General features: G+C 68.5%; 15 protein-coding genes. 10 read left to right on the top strand and 5 right to left on the bottom strand.

Translation table 11 applies throughout. From position 1 onward, the window contains the following. Positions 1-4: 4 nt before the first annotated feature. Entirely contained in the window at positions 5-754 is a 750-nt protein-coding gene (locus tag OO70_RS36105) for a nucleotidyltransferase family protein (protein ID WP_043680986.1), read from the top strand. Between the two features lie 22 nt (positions 755-776). Here the strand turns inward: OO70_RS36105 and OO70_RS36100 are convergent, their stop codons facing one another. Genes OO70_RS36100 through OO70_RS36085 form a run of 4 tightly spaced genes read right to left on the bottom strand, consistent with a single transcriptional unit; the run spans position 777 to position 4,424 of the window. Beyond that, entirely contained in the window at positions 777-1,787 is a 1,011-nt protein-coding gene (locus tag OO70_RS36100) for a COX15/CtaA family protein (protein ID WP_043680983.1), read from the bottom strand. Positions 1,788-1,845: 58 nt separating this feature from the next. Continuing rightward, positions 1,846-2,562: an ABC transporter permease gene (locus OO70_RS36095; protein WP_051741973.1), complete on the bottom strand. Its 717-nt coding sequence runs from the start codon at positions 2,560-2,562 to the stop codon at positions 1,846-1,848. Between the two features lie 59 nt (positions 2,563-2,621). Next, complete coding sequence (locus tag OO70_RS36090; protein WP_043680978.1) at positions 2,622-3,545, bottom strand: ABC transporter ATP-binding protein; 924 nt, start codon at positions 3,543-3,545, stop codon at positions 2,622-2,624. A 30-nt stretch (positions 3,546-3,575) separates the two neighbouring features. Next, entirely contained in the window at positions 3,576-4,424 is an 849-nt protein-coding gene (locus OO70_RS36085) for an aminoglycoside N(3)-acetyltransferase (protein WP_051741959.1), read from the bottom strand. Positions 4,425-4,584: 160 nt separating this feature from the next. Between OO70_RS36085 and OO70_RS36080 the strand changes: the two genes are divergently transcribed. The 9 genes from OO70_RS36080 (at position 4,585) to OO70_RS36040 (ending at position 11,573) form a co-directional block, all read left to right on the top strand. After that, on the top strand, positions 4,585-5,307 hold the full coding sequence (locus OO70_RS36080) for a helix-turn-helix transcriptional regulator (protein ID WP_043680976.1): 723 nt from the start codon (positions 4,585-4,587) through the stop codon (positions 5,305-5,307). Continuing rightward, complete coding sequence (sufB, locus tag OO70_RS36075) at positions 5,304-6,728, top strand: Fe-S cluster assembly protein SufB (RefSeq protein ID WP_019060529.1); 1,425 nt, start codon at positions 5,304-5,306, stop codon at positions 6,726-6,728. Before OO70_RS36080 ends, sufB begins: the two co-directional genes overlap by 4 nt. 62 nt (positions 6,729-6,790) lie before the next feature. Next, positions 6,791-7,972 carry a Fe-S cluster assembly protein SufD gene (sufD, locus tag OO70_RS36070; RefSeq protein ID WP_043680974.1) on the top strand — a complete coding sequence of 394 codons (1,182 nt, stop codon included), beginning with the start codon at positions 6,791-6,793 and terminating at the stop codon, positions 7,970-7,972. Further along, positions 7,972-8,301 carry a non-heme iron oxygenase ferredoxin subunit gene (locus OO70_RS36065; protein ID WP_043680971.1) on the top strand — a complete coding sequence of 110 codons (330 nt, stop codon included), beginning with the start codon at positions 7,972-7,974 and terminating at the stop codon, positions 8,299-8,301. Before sufD ends, OO70_RS36065 begins: the two co-directional genes overlap by 1 nt. A 7-nt stretch (positions 8,302-8,308) precedes the next feature. Continuing rightward, the gene (gene sufC, locus OO70_RS36060) at positions 8,309-9,076 is read left to right on the top strand and encodes a Fe-S cluster assembly ATPase SufC (RefSeq protein ID WP_043680968.1); all 768 of its coding nucleotides are present in this window, start codon (positions 8,309-8,311) and stop codon (positions 9,074-9,076) included. Next, positions 9,073-10,329: a cysteine desulfurase gene (locus tag OO70_RS36055; RefSeq protein WP_043680964.1), complete on the top strand. Its 1,257-nt coding sequence runs from the start codon at positions 9,073-9,075 to the stop codon at positions 10,327-10,329. Before sufC ends, OO70_RS36055 begins: the two co-directional genes overlap by 4 nt. 14 nt (positions 10,330-10,343) lie before the next feature. After that, a complete protein-coding gene (sufU, locus tag OO70_RS36050) occupies positions 10,344-10,817 on the top strand; it encodes a Fe-S cluster assembly sulfur transfer protein SufU (RefSeq protein ID WP_043680961.1) in 474 nt (157 codons plus the stop codon). Beyond that, the gene (locus OO70_RS36045; RefSeq protein ID WP_019060535.1) at positions 10,814-11,152 is read left to right on the top strand and encodes a metal-sulfur cluster assembly factor; all 339 of its coding nucleotides are present in this window, start codon (positions 10,814-10,816) and stop codon (positions 11,150-11,152) included. The genes sufU and OO70_RS36045 overlap by 4 nt, the downstream gene beginning before the upstream one ends. 37 nt (positions 11,153-11,189) lie before the next feature. Beyond that, complete coding sequence (locus tag OO70_RS36040) at positions 11,190-11,573, top strand: VOC family protein (protein WP_043680958.1); 384 nt, start codon at positions 11,190-11,192, stop codon at positions 11,571-11,573. 5 nt (positions 11,574-11,578) lie between these two features. Here the strand turns inward: OO70_RS36040 and OO70_RS36035 are convergent, their stop codons facing one another. After that, a complete protein-coding gene (locus tag OO70_RS36035) occupies positions 11,579-12,445 on the bottom strand; it encodes an AbfB domain-containing protein (protein ID WP_043680955.1) in 867 nt (288 codons plus the stop codon). Positions 12,446-12,481 lie beyond the last annotated feature (36 nt).

Below are 12,481 nucleotides of genomic sequence, written 5' to 3'. Positions count from 1 at the left end.
GCCCATGCCGACCGACGCCTTGCTCGACCGCTTCCTGAACGAACTGGCCCCCCTGGAGCCCATCGCCGTGTGGGCCCACGGTTCGCTCGGTGGGGGCGACTACCAGGAGGGCCGTAGCGACCTGGACCTGATAGCCATCCTCGACCATCCCCTGAAGCCGAGCACCGCCCGACAACTCGTCGCCCTGCACCGCGGGCTGCGCACCGACCCCCTCGCCGTCCGCCTGCACTGCAGCTACCTCGCTCCCGGCACCCAGGATGCCCCGAACCAGAGCCACCTCACCTGGGCCCACGACCACGTCACCCGTCGGCCCGTCACGCCTGTCACTCGGCGTGAACTGCACGAATTCGGGCGGGTGTTGCACGGCGGATCACCGAAGGACCTGCTGCCGGCCGTGACGGACCAGGAGCTGGCCGAGTTCGTCGTACGGGACCAGCGGGAGTTCTGGCGGCCGGCCGTCGACAAGCCGCAGATCTGGCTCGAGAACGGCTGGGTCGACGTGGGCCTGACCACCTTCGCCCGCGCGACGGTCACCCGCCGGGACGGCCGCCTGATCACCAAGCGCGAGGCACTCGACCTGCTGCCCTCGCTCGGCGCTCCGGTGGAGGTCGTGGAGGACGTCGTACGGCGGCGTTACGACGATCCGGTACCGTCCGCCGCCTCCGTAGAGGGCGATTGGCTCCACCGCCGGGCGGAGCTGACCCGGGCCTATCTGGGCCCGGCGATCGACGAGTTGGTGACCCGCTACGGGTGAGCCATTTACTGCGAGTGACGCTTCACGCGCGCGTGGGCAGTGACTGTTCCACCGACGGGCCCGGCAGGTCGGCCACGACCTCGGGCCGCTCCCGCAGCGACAGCAGCACGCGCAGCACCCCGATCCACACCAGGCAGGAGCCGAGCATGTGGAGGGCGACGAGGGCCTCGGGGAGGTTCGTGAAGTACTGGACGTAACCGATGACGCCCTGGGAGAGCAGGATCAGGAACAGGTCGCGGGTGCGGTCCAGGGGGCCCTTGGGAGCGTCGACCGCCTTGAGGACGAACCACAGGGCGAACGTCAGCGTGACCACGATCCAGGCGATCACCGCGTGCAGCTTGGCGACCGTCTCCCAGTCGATCGGGATCCGGTCGACCTCCTTGGAGTCACCCGCGTGCGGGCCCGCGCCGGTGACCACCGTGCCGACCGCGATCAGCAGTACGGAGGCGGTGACCAGGAACCACACCAGCTGCTGCACGGCCTTGCCGACCAGCGGCTTGGGCTCCCCGTCGCCCTCCCGGCTGCGCTGCCACATCAGCGTGGCGACCGTGATCAGCGCCGAGGAGAGCAGGAAGTGGGCCGCGACCGTGTACGGGTTGAGGCCGACGAGCACCACGATGCCGCCGAGGATCGCGTTGCTCATCACGATCCAGAACTGCGCCCAGCCGAGGCGGGTGAGGGTCCGGCGGTACGGCTTCTCCGAGCGGGCGGCGATGATCGCCCAGCCGACAGCGGCGCACAGCACGTACGTCAGCATCCGGTTGCCGAACTCGATGGCACCGTGGAAGCCCATCGCACTCGTCGTGGTCAGCGAGTCGTCCGTGCACTTGGGCCAGGTCGGGCAGCCGAGCCCGGATCCTGTCAGCCGCACGGCACCACCGGTGACCACGATGACCACCGACATGACGAGCGCGGCGAGCGCGGCCCGCCGAACCGTCCGGGGATCCGGGGTCCAGCGGGCGGCGATGAAGGCGAGGGGGTTGCGCGCGGCGGCTACGACGTCGGCGGGGGTCACGTTGGGCACGGGGACCATCGTAGGGGGGGTGCTTGTGCACGCTTTCACGAGGGTCCCCGACGCCGGAGTGCGGCACCTACTCCCAGCGGAAGAACCTCCCGGCCGCCGCCAGTCCCACAACTCCCCACACCCCCAGAATCCCCAGGTCCCCCCACGGCATCCCCGCCCCGTGCTGCAACACATCCCGCAACCCGTCCGAAAGCGCAGAGATCGGCAGCAGCCCCAGCACGTCCTGCACCCCCGCCGGATACTTGTCCATCGGCACGATCACCCCGCCGCCGACGAGCAGCAGCAGGAACACCAGGTTCGCGGCGGCCAGCGTCGCCTCCGCCTTCAGGGTGCCCGCCATCAGCAGGCCGAGGCCCGAGAAGGCCGCCGTGCCGAGGATCAGGAGCAGGAAGACCGCGAACGGGTTGCCGTGCGGGGACCAGCCCAGGGCGAAGGCGATCGCCGTGAGCAGGATGATCTGGAGGACCTCTGTCACCAGTACCGATGCCGTCTTCGCGGTCATCAGGCCCCAGCGGGGGAGCGGGGAGGACGCGAGGCGCTTCAGGACGCCGTAGCGGCGTTCGAAGCCCGTCGCGATGGCCTGGCCCGTGAAGGCCGTCGACATGACGGCGAGGGCGAGGATGCCGGGGGTGAGGAAGTCGACGGACTTGCCCTTGCCGGTGTCGACGATGTCCACCGAGCTGAACAGGACCAGCAGGAGGGTCGGGATGACCACCGTGAGGAGGAGTTGCTCGCCGTTCCGTAGGAGCATCTTCGTTTCGAGGGCCGCCTGGGCCGCGATCATGCGGGGGAGCGGGGCCGCCCCGGGAGCCGGGGTGTACGTCCCAGGGGTGGTGGTCGTCGTCACGCGCGCAGCTCCTTGCCGGTGAGTTCCAGGAACACGTCCTCCAGGGTGTGCCGTTCGACCGAGATCTTCTCCGGCATCACCCCGTGCTGCGCACACCAGGAGGTGACCGTGGCGAGCAGTTGGGGGTCGACCTTGCCGCCGACGCGGTAGGAGCCCGGGGTCAGTTCGGCGGCCGTGGAGTCGGCCGGGAGGGCCTTCAGCAGGGAGCCGACGTCGAGGCCGGGGCGGCCGGTGAAGCGGAGGGTGTTCTCGGCGCCGCCGCGGCACAGGTCCTCGGGGGAGCCCTGCGCGATGACCTTGCCGGCGTCGATGATGGCGACGTCGTCGGCGAGTTGCTCGGCCTCGTCCATGTAGTGGGTCGTGAGGACGACCGAGACACCGTCCGCGCGGAGGTCCCGGATCAGGTCCCAGGTGGCACGGCGGGCCTGGGGGTCCAGGCCGGCGGTCGGCTCGTCCAGGAAGATCAGTTCCGGGCGGCCCACGACGGCCATCGCGAGCGCGAGGCGCTGCTGCTGGCCGCCCGACAACCTGCGGTACGTCGTACGGCCGCAACTGCCCAGCCCCAGGCGCTCGATGAGGGCGTCCACGTCCAGGGGGTGCGCGTGCAGCTTGGCGACATGGCGGAGCATCTCGTCGGCGCGGGCGCCCGAGTAGACGCCGCCGGACTGGAGCATCACGCCGATTCTGGGGCGCAGGGCGGCGGACTCACGGACCGGGTCGAGGCCCAGGACGCGCACCGTGCCGGAGTCCGGTTTCCGGTACCCCTCGCAGGTCTCGACCGTGGTCGTCTTGCCCGCTCCGTTGGGACCGAGTACTGCGGTGACACCCGCATGGGCCACCAGGTCGAGGCCGTTCACCGCGGTCTTCGTGCCGTACCGCTTCACCAGGGCCTGGACCTGGAGCACGGGCTCACTTCGCATGCGCCCGAGTCTAGGTAGGTCGGCCTGGCCTCAGAGATGGGGGTCCCCCCGCTCGAACGAAGTTGAGAGTGGGGGAGGGTGCAGGATCTCCTCCTCACGGGGGCGGTGCAGGGGCAGCCAGCGTTCCGCGTAGGCCACGGCGTCGGCCACCGGGAACAGGCGTGCCTCGGCTGCGCCCACCAGTCCCCGTACGACCGGACAGTCCCGTTCGAAGTCGTGGCCCAGTTCGTCGAAGCGGTCCGAGTCGATCGACACCTCGGTCACCGTCTCCCAGCCGGCCGGTCCTGGGCGGCCGATCTCGACCAGCGGGGACGGGACGCGGTACTCGGCGAGATGGAAGCTCGTGCAGGTGTCGTAGCCCGCGCCGAGCAGCAGCACGCGCGCGTGGAGGGCCTCCAGGCGGGCCAGCGGGCTGTGCTCGCCGAGCCGGCAGTCGGTCGCGTGGCCGTCGAGGATCTCGGCCGCGCGGGGGCCGATCGCCGCGAAGGAGGTCTGCGGGTGCGCGGAGCGCAGGGCGCCGGGCCAGGTGCGGACGGTTTCGGGGATGATGCCGACTCCTCGCGAGGGCGTGACGAGGGGATCGTAGGACGGCATGGAGGTGCGGATGGTGTCCCACCAGTCGCGGGGGACCGGCGGGTTCGCCCAGTGGGCCGGGTCCGAGAGGTCGCCGGACTGGGTGGGGACGACCAGGGTGCCGTCCGGGCCGAGTGCGTCGAGGAGCCCGTGGACGACCGACACGGCGCCTCCGCAGACCCATCCGAGTGAGCTCAGGGAGGTGTGCGCGAGGAGGATCTCACCGGGACGGACGCCCAGGTCGCGCAGGTGTGCGGCGACTGTGTCCCGGGTGACAAGTGGGCCGGTGGGAGGGGGTGTGGGCATGGTCGTGGAGTGTCCCTGAAGGGGGTCGGAGGCGCTACCGAATTGATCGATCAAAGATCGTTTTCGCAGGTCAGATTAGGTATGCCTAAGTGATGCAGCGCACCGTCCATCCGCCGGGCGCGGGTTGTCAGGCTCTGAGGAATTACGCAACAATGGCGTTGTGAAAAACGTTGGCGAGGCTCCGCAGGAGGAACTCGCGACCGGTGAGCGGTCCACCCGCAACCGTGTCGCGCGCTCCATCCTGGACCATGGCCCGTCGACCGTGGCCGACCTCGCCGGCCGGCTGGGGCTGACCCAGGCCGCCGTACGCCGTCATCTCGACGCACTCGTCGCCGACGACGTCGTGGAAGCACGTGAGCAGCGGGTCTACGGCGCGCGCACGCGCGGCCGGCCCGCAAAGGTGTTCGCCCTGACCGACTGCGGTCGCGACGCCTTCGACCAGTCCTACGACAAGCTCGCCGCGGACGCGCTGCGCTGGATCGCGCAGCGCGAGGGCGGGGACGAGGCCGTCGTCGCCTTCGCCCGTGACCGCATGGCCGCCCAGGCTGTCGCGTACAGCAAGGTCGTCGAGGCCGCTGCCCCCGAGGACCGCGCGGAAGCCCTGGCCAAGGCCCTGAGCGCGGACGGGTACGCTGCTACGGCGCGTAGCGCACCGGTCGGTGAGCAGCTCTGCCAGCACCACTGCCCGGTCGCCCATGTCGCCGAGCAGTTCCCGCAACTGTGCGAGGCGGAGACGGAACTCTTCTCCCAGCTGCTCGGCACCCATGTCCAGCGACTGGCGACCATCGCCCACGGCGACGGTGTGTGCACCACGTTCATCCCAAAGATTTCCAAGACCACACATAACGCATCTGCAAGTACCGCCGGGAGGAACCCCGCATGACGCTCCCCATCGAGGAGACTGCCCACCCCGAGCTCGAGGGTCTGGGCACGTACGAATACGGCTGGGCCGACTCCGACGTGGCCGGTGCCTCCGCCAAGCGCGGCATCAACGAGGACGTCGTCCGGGACATCTCCGGCAAGAAGAACGAGCCGGAGTGGATGACCAAGCTCCGTCTCAAGGGCCTGCGCCTGTTCGAGAAGAAGCCCATGCCGAACTGGGGCTCCGACCTCTCCGGCATCGACTTCGACAACATCAAGTACTTCGTGCGCTCCACGGAGAAGCAGGCGGAGTCCTGGGAGGACCTGCCCGAGGACATCAAGAACACGTACGACAAGCTCGGCATCCCCGAGGCGGAGAAGCAGCGCCTCGTCGCCGGTGTCGCCGCCCAGTACGAGTCCGAGGTCGTCTACCACCAGATCAACGAAGAGCTCGAGGCGCAGGGTGTCATCTTCATGGACACCGACACCGCGCTGAAGGAGCACCCGGAGCTCTTCAAGGAGTACTTCGGGACCGTCATCCCGGTCGGTGACAACAAGTTCGCGTCGCTGAACAGCGCCGTGTGGTCCGGCGGCTCCTTCATCTACGTGCCGAAGGGCGTGCACGTCGAGATCCCGCTCCAGGCCTACTTCCGTATCAACACGGAGAACATGGGCCAGTTCGAGCGGACGCTGATCATCGTCGACGAGGGCGCCTATGTGCACTACGTCGAGGGTTGTACGGCGCCGATCTACTCCTCGGACTCCCTGCACTCCGCGGTGGTCGAGATCATCGTGAAGAAGGGCGGCCGCTGCCGCTACACGACCATCCAGAACTGGTCGAACAACGTCTACAACCTGGTCACCAAGCGCGCCGTCGCCTACGAGGGCGCGACCATGGAGTGGATCGACGGCAACATCGGCTCCAAGGTGACGATGAAGTACCCGGCCGTCTACCTGATGGGCGAGCACGCCAAGGGCGAGACCCTCTCCATCGCCTTCGCGGGCGAGGGCCAGCACCAGGACGCCGGCTCCAAGATGGTCCACATGGCGCCGAACACCTCCTCCAACATCGTCTCCAAGTCGGTGGCGCGCGGTGGCGGTCGTACGTCCTACCGCGGTCTCGTCGAGATCGGCGAGGGCGCCCACGGCTCCAAGTCGAACGTGCTGTGCGACGCGCTGCTCGTCGACACGATCTCCCGCTCGGACACGTACCCGTACGTGGACGTCCGCGAGGACGACGTGTCCATGGGCCACGAGGCGACCGTCTCCAAGGTCAGCGACGACCAGCTCTTCTACCTGATGAGCCGGGGCATGACCGAGTTCGAGGCGATGGCGATGATCGTGCGCGGCTTCGTCGAGCCGATCGCCAAGGAGCTGCCGATGGAGTACGCCCTCGAACTCAACCGGCTGATCGAGCTGCAGATGGAAGGCTCGGTCGGTTAAGACCGGCCCTCCGTAGAGCAGCAAACGAATTCTGACGCAGGAAAGAGAGCAGACCGACAGCCATGGCTGAGGCTCAGAGCATTCCGGTGGGGTCCACCACCGCCGGCGCGGTGGCAGTTGCCGCCGAGTCGACCGTCGCCACGCGCATGAGCGCGCCCCCCTCCTTCGACGTGGCGGACTTCCCGGTCCCCCACGGCCGCGAGGAGGAGTGGCGGTTCACCCCGCTGGAGCGCCTGCGCGGGCTGCACGACGGCACCGCGGTCGCCACCGGCGAGGGCGTCAAGGTGGACGTCCAGGCCCCCGAGGGCGTCACCGTCGAGACCGTGGGCCGCGAGGACGCGCGCCTCGGCAAGGCGGGCACCCCCGTGGACCGCGTCGCCGCCCAGGCGTACTCGGCGTTCGAGAAGGCCGGCGTGATCACCGTCCCCAAGGAGACGGTCCTCACCGAGCCCATCCGGATCGCCGTGCACGGCCAGGGCGGGGTCGCCTACGGCCACCAGGTCGTCGAGCTGGGAGCCTTCGCCGAGGCCGTCGTCGTCATCGACCACACCGGTGACGCGGTCCTCGCCGCCAACGTCGACTACATCGTCGGCGACGGCGCCAGGCTGACCGTCGTCTCCGTCCAGGACTGGGACGACAAGGCCGTGCACGTCGGCCAGCACAACGCCCTGATCGGCCGCGACGCCACCTTCAAGTCGTTCGTCGTCACCTTCGGCGGCGACCTCGTACGACTGCACCCGCGCGTGGCCTACGCCGGACCCGGCGGCGAGGCCGAGCTGTTCGGCCTGTACTTCACGGACGCCGGCCAGCACCAGGAGCACCGCCTCCTGGTCGACCACAACGTCCCGCACTGCAAGTCCAACGCCGTCTACAAGGGCGCGCTCCAGGGCGAGGGCGCCCACGCGGTGTGGATCGGTGACGTGCTCATCGAGGCCACCGCCGAGGGCACCGACACGTACGAGATGAACCGCAACCTCGTGCTGACCGACGGCGCCCGCGTCGACTCCGTGCCGAACCTGGAGATCGAGACCGGCGAGATCGTCGGCGCCGGACACGCCTCCGCGACCGGCCGCTTCGACGACGAGCAGCTCTTCTACCTGATGGCCCGCGGCATCCCGGCCGACGACGCCCGCCGACTGGTGGTCCGCGGCTTCTTCGCCGAGCTGGTCCAGCAGATCGGTGTCGCCGACATCCAGGAGCGGCTGCTCGAGAAGATCGACGCGGAGCTGGAGGCGTCGGTCTGATGTCGTTCGTACGCGCCTGTGGGCTGAGCGAGCTGGAGGAGGACACCCCGAAGCGGGTGGAACTCGACGGCACGCCGGTCTCGGTCGTCCGTACCGCGGGAGAGGTGTTCGCGATCAACGACATCTGCTCGCACGCGAACGTCTCGCTCTCCGAGGGCGAGGTGGAGGACTGTCAGATCGAGTGCTGGCTGCACGGCTCCGCGTTCGACCTGCGCACCGGCAAGCCGTCCGGCCTGCCCGCCACGCGCCCCGTACCCGTTTACCCCGTAAAGATCGAAGGGGGCAGCGTCCTCGTTGACGTACGCGCCTCCCTCACCCAGGAGTCCTGAGGAACCCATGGCAACGCTTGAAATCCACGACCTGCACGTCACCGTCGAGGCCGACAACGCCACGAAGGAGATCCTCAAGGGCGTCGACCTCACCGTGAAGCAGGGCGAGACCCACGCCATCATGGGCCCGAACGGCTCCGGCAAGTCGACCCTCGCCTACTCGCTCGCGGGCCACCCGAAGTACACGATCACCGGCGGCACCGTCACCCTCGACGGCGAGGACGTCCTGGAGATGTCCGTCGACGAGCGCGCCCGCGCCGGCCTGTTCCTCGCGATGCAGTACCCGGTCGAGGTCCCCGGTGTCTCCGTCTCCAACTTCCTTCGTACGTCCGCCACCGCCATCCGCGGTGAGGCGCCGAAGCTGCGTACCTGGGTGAAGGAGGTCAAGGAGACCATGGAGCGCCTCTCCATGGACCCCGCCTTCGCCGAGCGCAACGTCAACGAGGGCTTCTCCGGCGGTGAGAAGAAGCGCCACGAGATCCTTCAGCTCGAGCTGCTCAAGCCGAAGATCGCGATCCTCGACGAGACCGACTCCGGCCTGGACGTCGACGCCCTGCGCGTCGTCTCCGAGGGCGTCAACCGCGTCCGCGAGACCGGTGAGGTCGGCACCCTGCTGATCACGCACTACACGCGCATCCTGCGCTACATCAAGCCCGACTTCGTGCACGTCTTCTCCGGCGGCAGGATCGTCGAGTCCGGCGGCGCCGAGCTCGCCGACAAGCTGGAGAACGAGGGCTACGAGGCCTACACCGCGAAGGGTGGCGTATCCGCGTGACACAACTGCCGGGCCTCCTCGATACCGAGGCGATCCGCAAGGACTTCCCCATCCTGGACCGCACGGTTCACGACGGTAAGAAGCTCGTGTACCTGGACAACGCGGCGACCTCGCAGAAGCCGCGCCAGGTGCTGGACGCCCTGAACGAGTACTACGAGCGCTACAACGCCAACGTCCACCGCGGTGTGCATGTGCTCGCCGAGGAGGCCACGGCGCTGTACGAGGGCGCGCGCGACAAGGTCGCCACGTTCATCAACGCGCCCAGCCGCGACGAGGTGATCTTCACCAAGAACGCCTCCGAGTCGCTCAACCTCGTGGCGAACATGCTGGGTTGGGCCGACGAGCCCTACCGCGTGGACCACGAGACCGAGATCGTCATCACGGAGATGGAGCACCACTCCAACATCGTGCCGTGGCAGCTGCTCTCGCAGCGCACGGGCGCGAAGCTGAAGTGGTTCGGCCTCACGGACGACGGCCGGCTGGACCTCTCGAACATAGACGAGGTCATCACCGAGAAGACGAAGATCGTCTCCTTCGTGCTGGTCTCCAACATCCTCGGCACGGTCAACCCGGTCGAGAAGATCGTGCGCCGCGCGCAGGAGGTCGGGGCCCTGGTCCTGATCGACGCCTCGCAGGCCGCCCCGCACATGCCGCTGGACGTCCAGGCGCTCCAGGCCGACTTCGTGGCCTTCACCGGCCACAAGATGTGCGGCCCGACGGGTATCGGTGTGTTGTGGGGCCGCCAGGAGCTCCTGGAGGACCTCCCGCCGTTCCTCGGCGGCGGCGAGATGATCGAGACCGTGTCGATGCACTCGTCGACGTACGCCCCCGCCCCGCACAAGTTCGAGGCGGGCACCCCGCCGATCGCGCAGGCGGTCGGTCTCGGCGCGGCGATCGACTATCTGTCGGCGATCGGCATGGACAAGATCCTCGCCCATGAGCACGCGCTGACCGAGTACGCGGTGAAGCGCCTGCTGGACGTCCCCGACCTGAAGATCATCGGCCCCACCACGGCCGAGGACCGGGGCGCGGCGATCTCTTTCACGCTCGGCGACATCCACCCGCACGACGTGGGCCAGGTGCTGGACGAGGAAGGCATCGCGGTCCGGGTCGGCCACCACTGCGCACGGCCGGTCTGCCTCCGCTACGGAATTCCTGCGACCACGCGAGCGTCGTTCTATCTGTACTCCACGCCGGCCGAGATCGACGCACTGGTCGACGGTCTGGAGCACGTACGGAACTTCTTCGGCTGAGGAGCTGGCTGAACGTGAAGCTGGATTCGATGTACCAGGAAGTCATCCTGGACCACTACAAGCACCCGCACGGGCGGGGCTTGCGGGATGGCGACGCCGAGGTGCACCACGTCAACCCGACGTGCGGCGACGAGATCACACTGCGCGTGAAGTACGACGGCGAGCAGATCACCGACATCTCCTACGAGGGCCAGGGCTGCTCCATCAGCCAGGCCTCGGCCTCCGTACTGAACGACCTCCTCGTCGGCAAGGAGCTGTCCGAGGCGCAGAAGATCCAGGAGACCTTCCTGGAGCTGATGCAGTCCAAGGGCCGCACCGAGCCCGACGACGCGATGGAGGAGGTGCTGGAGGACGCGATCGCGTTCGCCGGTGTCTCCAAGTACCCGGCACGGGTGAAGTGCGCCCTCCTCAGCTGGATGGCGTGGAAGGACGCGACGGCCCAGGCCCTGGGCGGAGTCGACGCCGACGCGGAAAGGAAGACGGCATGAGTGACACCGAGACCATGGAGATCAAGCCCGCCTCCGAGGAGGAGGTCCGCGAGGCCCTGCTCGACGTGGTCGACCCCGAACTGGGCATCGACGTCGTCAACCTCGGCCTCATCTACGGCGTGCACATCGACGACGCGAACATCGCGACCATCGACATGACGCTGACCTCGGCGGCCTGCCCGCTGACGGACGTCATCGAGGACCAGGCCAAGTCCGCGACGGACGGCCTCGTCAACGAACTCCGCATCAACTGGGTGTGGATGCCGCCGTGGGGTCCGGACAAGATCACGGACGACGGGCGGGATCAGCTTCGGGCGCTGGGGTTCAACGTCTGAACCCTCGGACTCACGGAAACGGCCATACCTTTGCGGTATGGCCGTTTCTTTGCATCACGTAGTAATCGACACGCACGACCTGCCGGGCCTCGCCCGCTTCTGGTGCCAGGTGCTGGACTGGCGAATCCTGTCCGAGAAGGAACGCGAAGTCGTCATCGGGTCAGGGGAGTTCGCGGAGACCGGCATCTGTTTCATGCCGGTGAGCGACCGGAAGACCGTCAAGAACCGGCTGCACTTCGACCTCGCTCCCGACGACCAGGAGGCGGAGGTCGAGCGGCTCCTCGCGCTGGGTGCGCGGCGGATCGATGTCGGGCAGGGCGAGGCCGTGGGCTGGGTGGTGCTCGCCGACCCGGAGGGCAACGAGTTCTGCGTACTGCGGCCCAAGGCCTCGCTGATCGCCTTTCGTGACGCGCCTGCCTAGGGGCCCTAGTTGAGCCCGTCCACCAGCCGGAACGCCGAGTCCTGCTGGTACAGGTTGCCGTTCTGGTACCGGTCCAGTTTGAGCTGGAAGTTCTGGTGGCGCAGGAAGCGGCCCGGGTAGTTGACCGACTCCAGCATCACCGCGCCGGAGTAGGACGAGGGGCGGGGGCAGAAGGTGGCGTCCTGCTTGAAGAGGGGCGAGCCGTCGTTGCGTTCCGCGCGGAGGATGAAGTTGCGGTGGCGGAGGTAGCTGCCGTCGGCCGTGGCGAAGGAGTAACAGGAGCTGTTGGCAAGGCCCTTGACCAGTTTGAAGGTGGCGGCGCGGCGGGCGGCGGCGGAGCCGATCGGGTTGAGCTTGACGTAGCCTCCGCTCACCTGCCAGTAGCGGTCCGGGTAGTTGACCGAGCGGACCGACTTCCAGGCGGCCGAGCTCGACGAACCGGATGAGCCGGATGAGCCGGACGAGGACGAACTCCCGTGGGACGACGTCGACTTGGACGGCGCGGGCGCCTTCGCGGAGGGCGTGGAGCTGTGTTCCGTGACGGCGGCGGCCGATGTGGTGGGTGCTGCCTTCGGGGATGCGGATGTGTGCTCGTCGGCTGTGGACGTGCTCTTCTTCGACGGCGAGGCGTAGGAGAGCAGACCGGGACCGTCCGAACCGACCGGTGCTGTGGGATCGGCCTCCTTCGTACGTGACGCTTCGTCATGCGACTTGTCCATCACGGCGATTGTGGCGACACAGGTGAGGACGGTGGTGAGGGCGAGCGCCCCGGCCAGCCAGAGCCGGCGGGTTCCGGGGGGCCGGGAGCTGTCGGGGGTCCAGCCGTTCTCCCAGGGGGAGTTGGGGGACGGTGGGGTCGTACTGTCTGGCATGCGCTGTTCCTCCAGCGGCGCCCATGGCGACGGCCG

It is taken from the genome of Streptomyces xylophagus (genome assembly GCF_000716435.1).
In the GTDB taxonomy this organism is placed as follows: Bacteria; Actinomycetota; Actinomycetes; order Streptomycetales; family Streptomycetaceae; genus Streptomyces; species Streptomyces xylophagus.
The sequence above is the reverse complement of the archived record's forward strand: the minus strand, read 5'-3'. Positions and strand labels throughout refer to the sequence as shown.

What these genes read in the sequence shown, in the direction of transcription:
- OO70_RS36105 (WP_043680986.1), top strand. Translation starts at nt 5, where the DNA reads ATGCCGACCGACGCCTTGCTCGACCGCTTCCTGAACGAACTGGCCCCC.
- OO70_RS36100 (WP_043680983.1), bottom strand. Translation starts at nt 1,787, where the DNA reads ATGGTCCCCGTGCCCAACGTGACCCCCGCCGACGTCGTAGCCGCCGCG.
- OO70_RS36095 (WP_051741973.1), bottom strand. Translation starts at nt 2,562, where the DNA reads ATGATCGCGGCCCAGGCGGCCCTCGAAACGAAGATGCTCCTACGGAAC.
- OO70_RS36090 (WP_043680978.1), bottom strand. Translation starts at nt 3,545, where the DNA reads ATGCGAAGTGAGCCCGTGCTCCAGGTCCAGGCCCTGGTGAAGCGGTAC.
- OO70_RS36085 (WP_051741959.1), bottom strand. Translation starts at nt 4,424, where the DNA reads ATGCCCACACCCCCTCCCACCGGCCCACTTGTCACCCGGGACACAGTC.
- sufB (WP_019060529.1), top strand. Translation starts at nt 5,304, where the DNA reads ATGACGCTCCCCATCGAGGAGACTGCCCACCCCGAGCTCGAGGGTCTG.
- sufD (WP_043680974.1), top strand. Translation starts at nt 6,791, where the DNA reads ATGGCTGAGGCTCAGAGCATTCCGGTGGGGTCCACCACCGCCGGCGCG.
- OO70_RS36065 (WP_043680971.1), top strand. Translation starts at nt 7,972, where the DNA reads ATGTCGTTCGTACGCGCCTGTGGGCTGAGCGAGCTGGAGGAGGACACC.
- sufC (WP_043680968.1), top strand. Translation starts at nt 8,309, where the DNA reads ATGGCAACGCTTGAAATCCACGACCTGCACGTCACCGTCGAGGCCGAC.
- OO70_RS36045 (WP_019060535.1), top strand. Translation starts at nt 10,814, where the DNA reads ATGAGTGACACCGAGACCATGGAGATCAAGCCCGCCTCCGAGGAGGAG.
- OO70_RS36040 (WP_043680958.1), top strand. Translation starts at nt 11,190, where the DNA reads ATGGCCGTTTCTTTGCATCACGTAGTAATCGACACGCACGACCTGCCG.
- OO70_RS36035 (WP_043680955.1), bottom strand. Translation starts at nt 12,445, where the DNA reads ATGCCAGACAGTACGACCCCACCGTCCCCCAACTCCCCCTGGGAGAAC.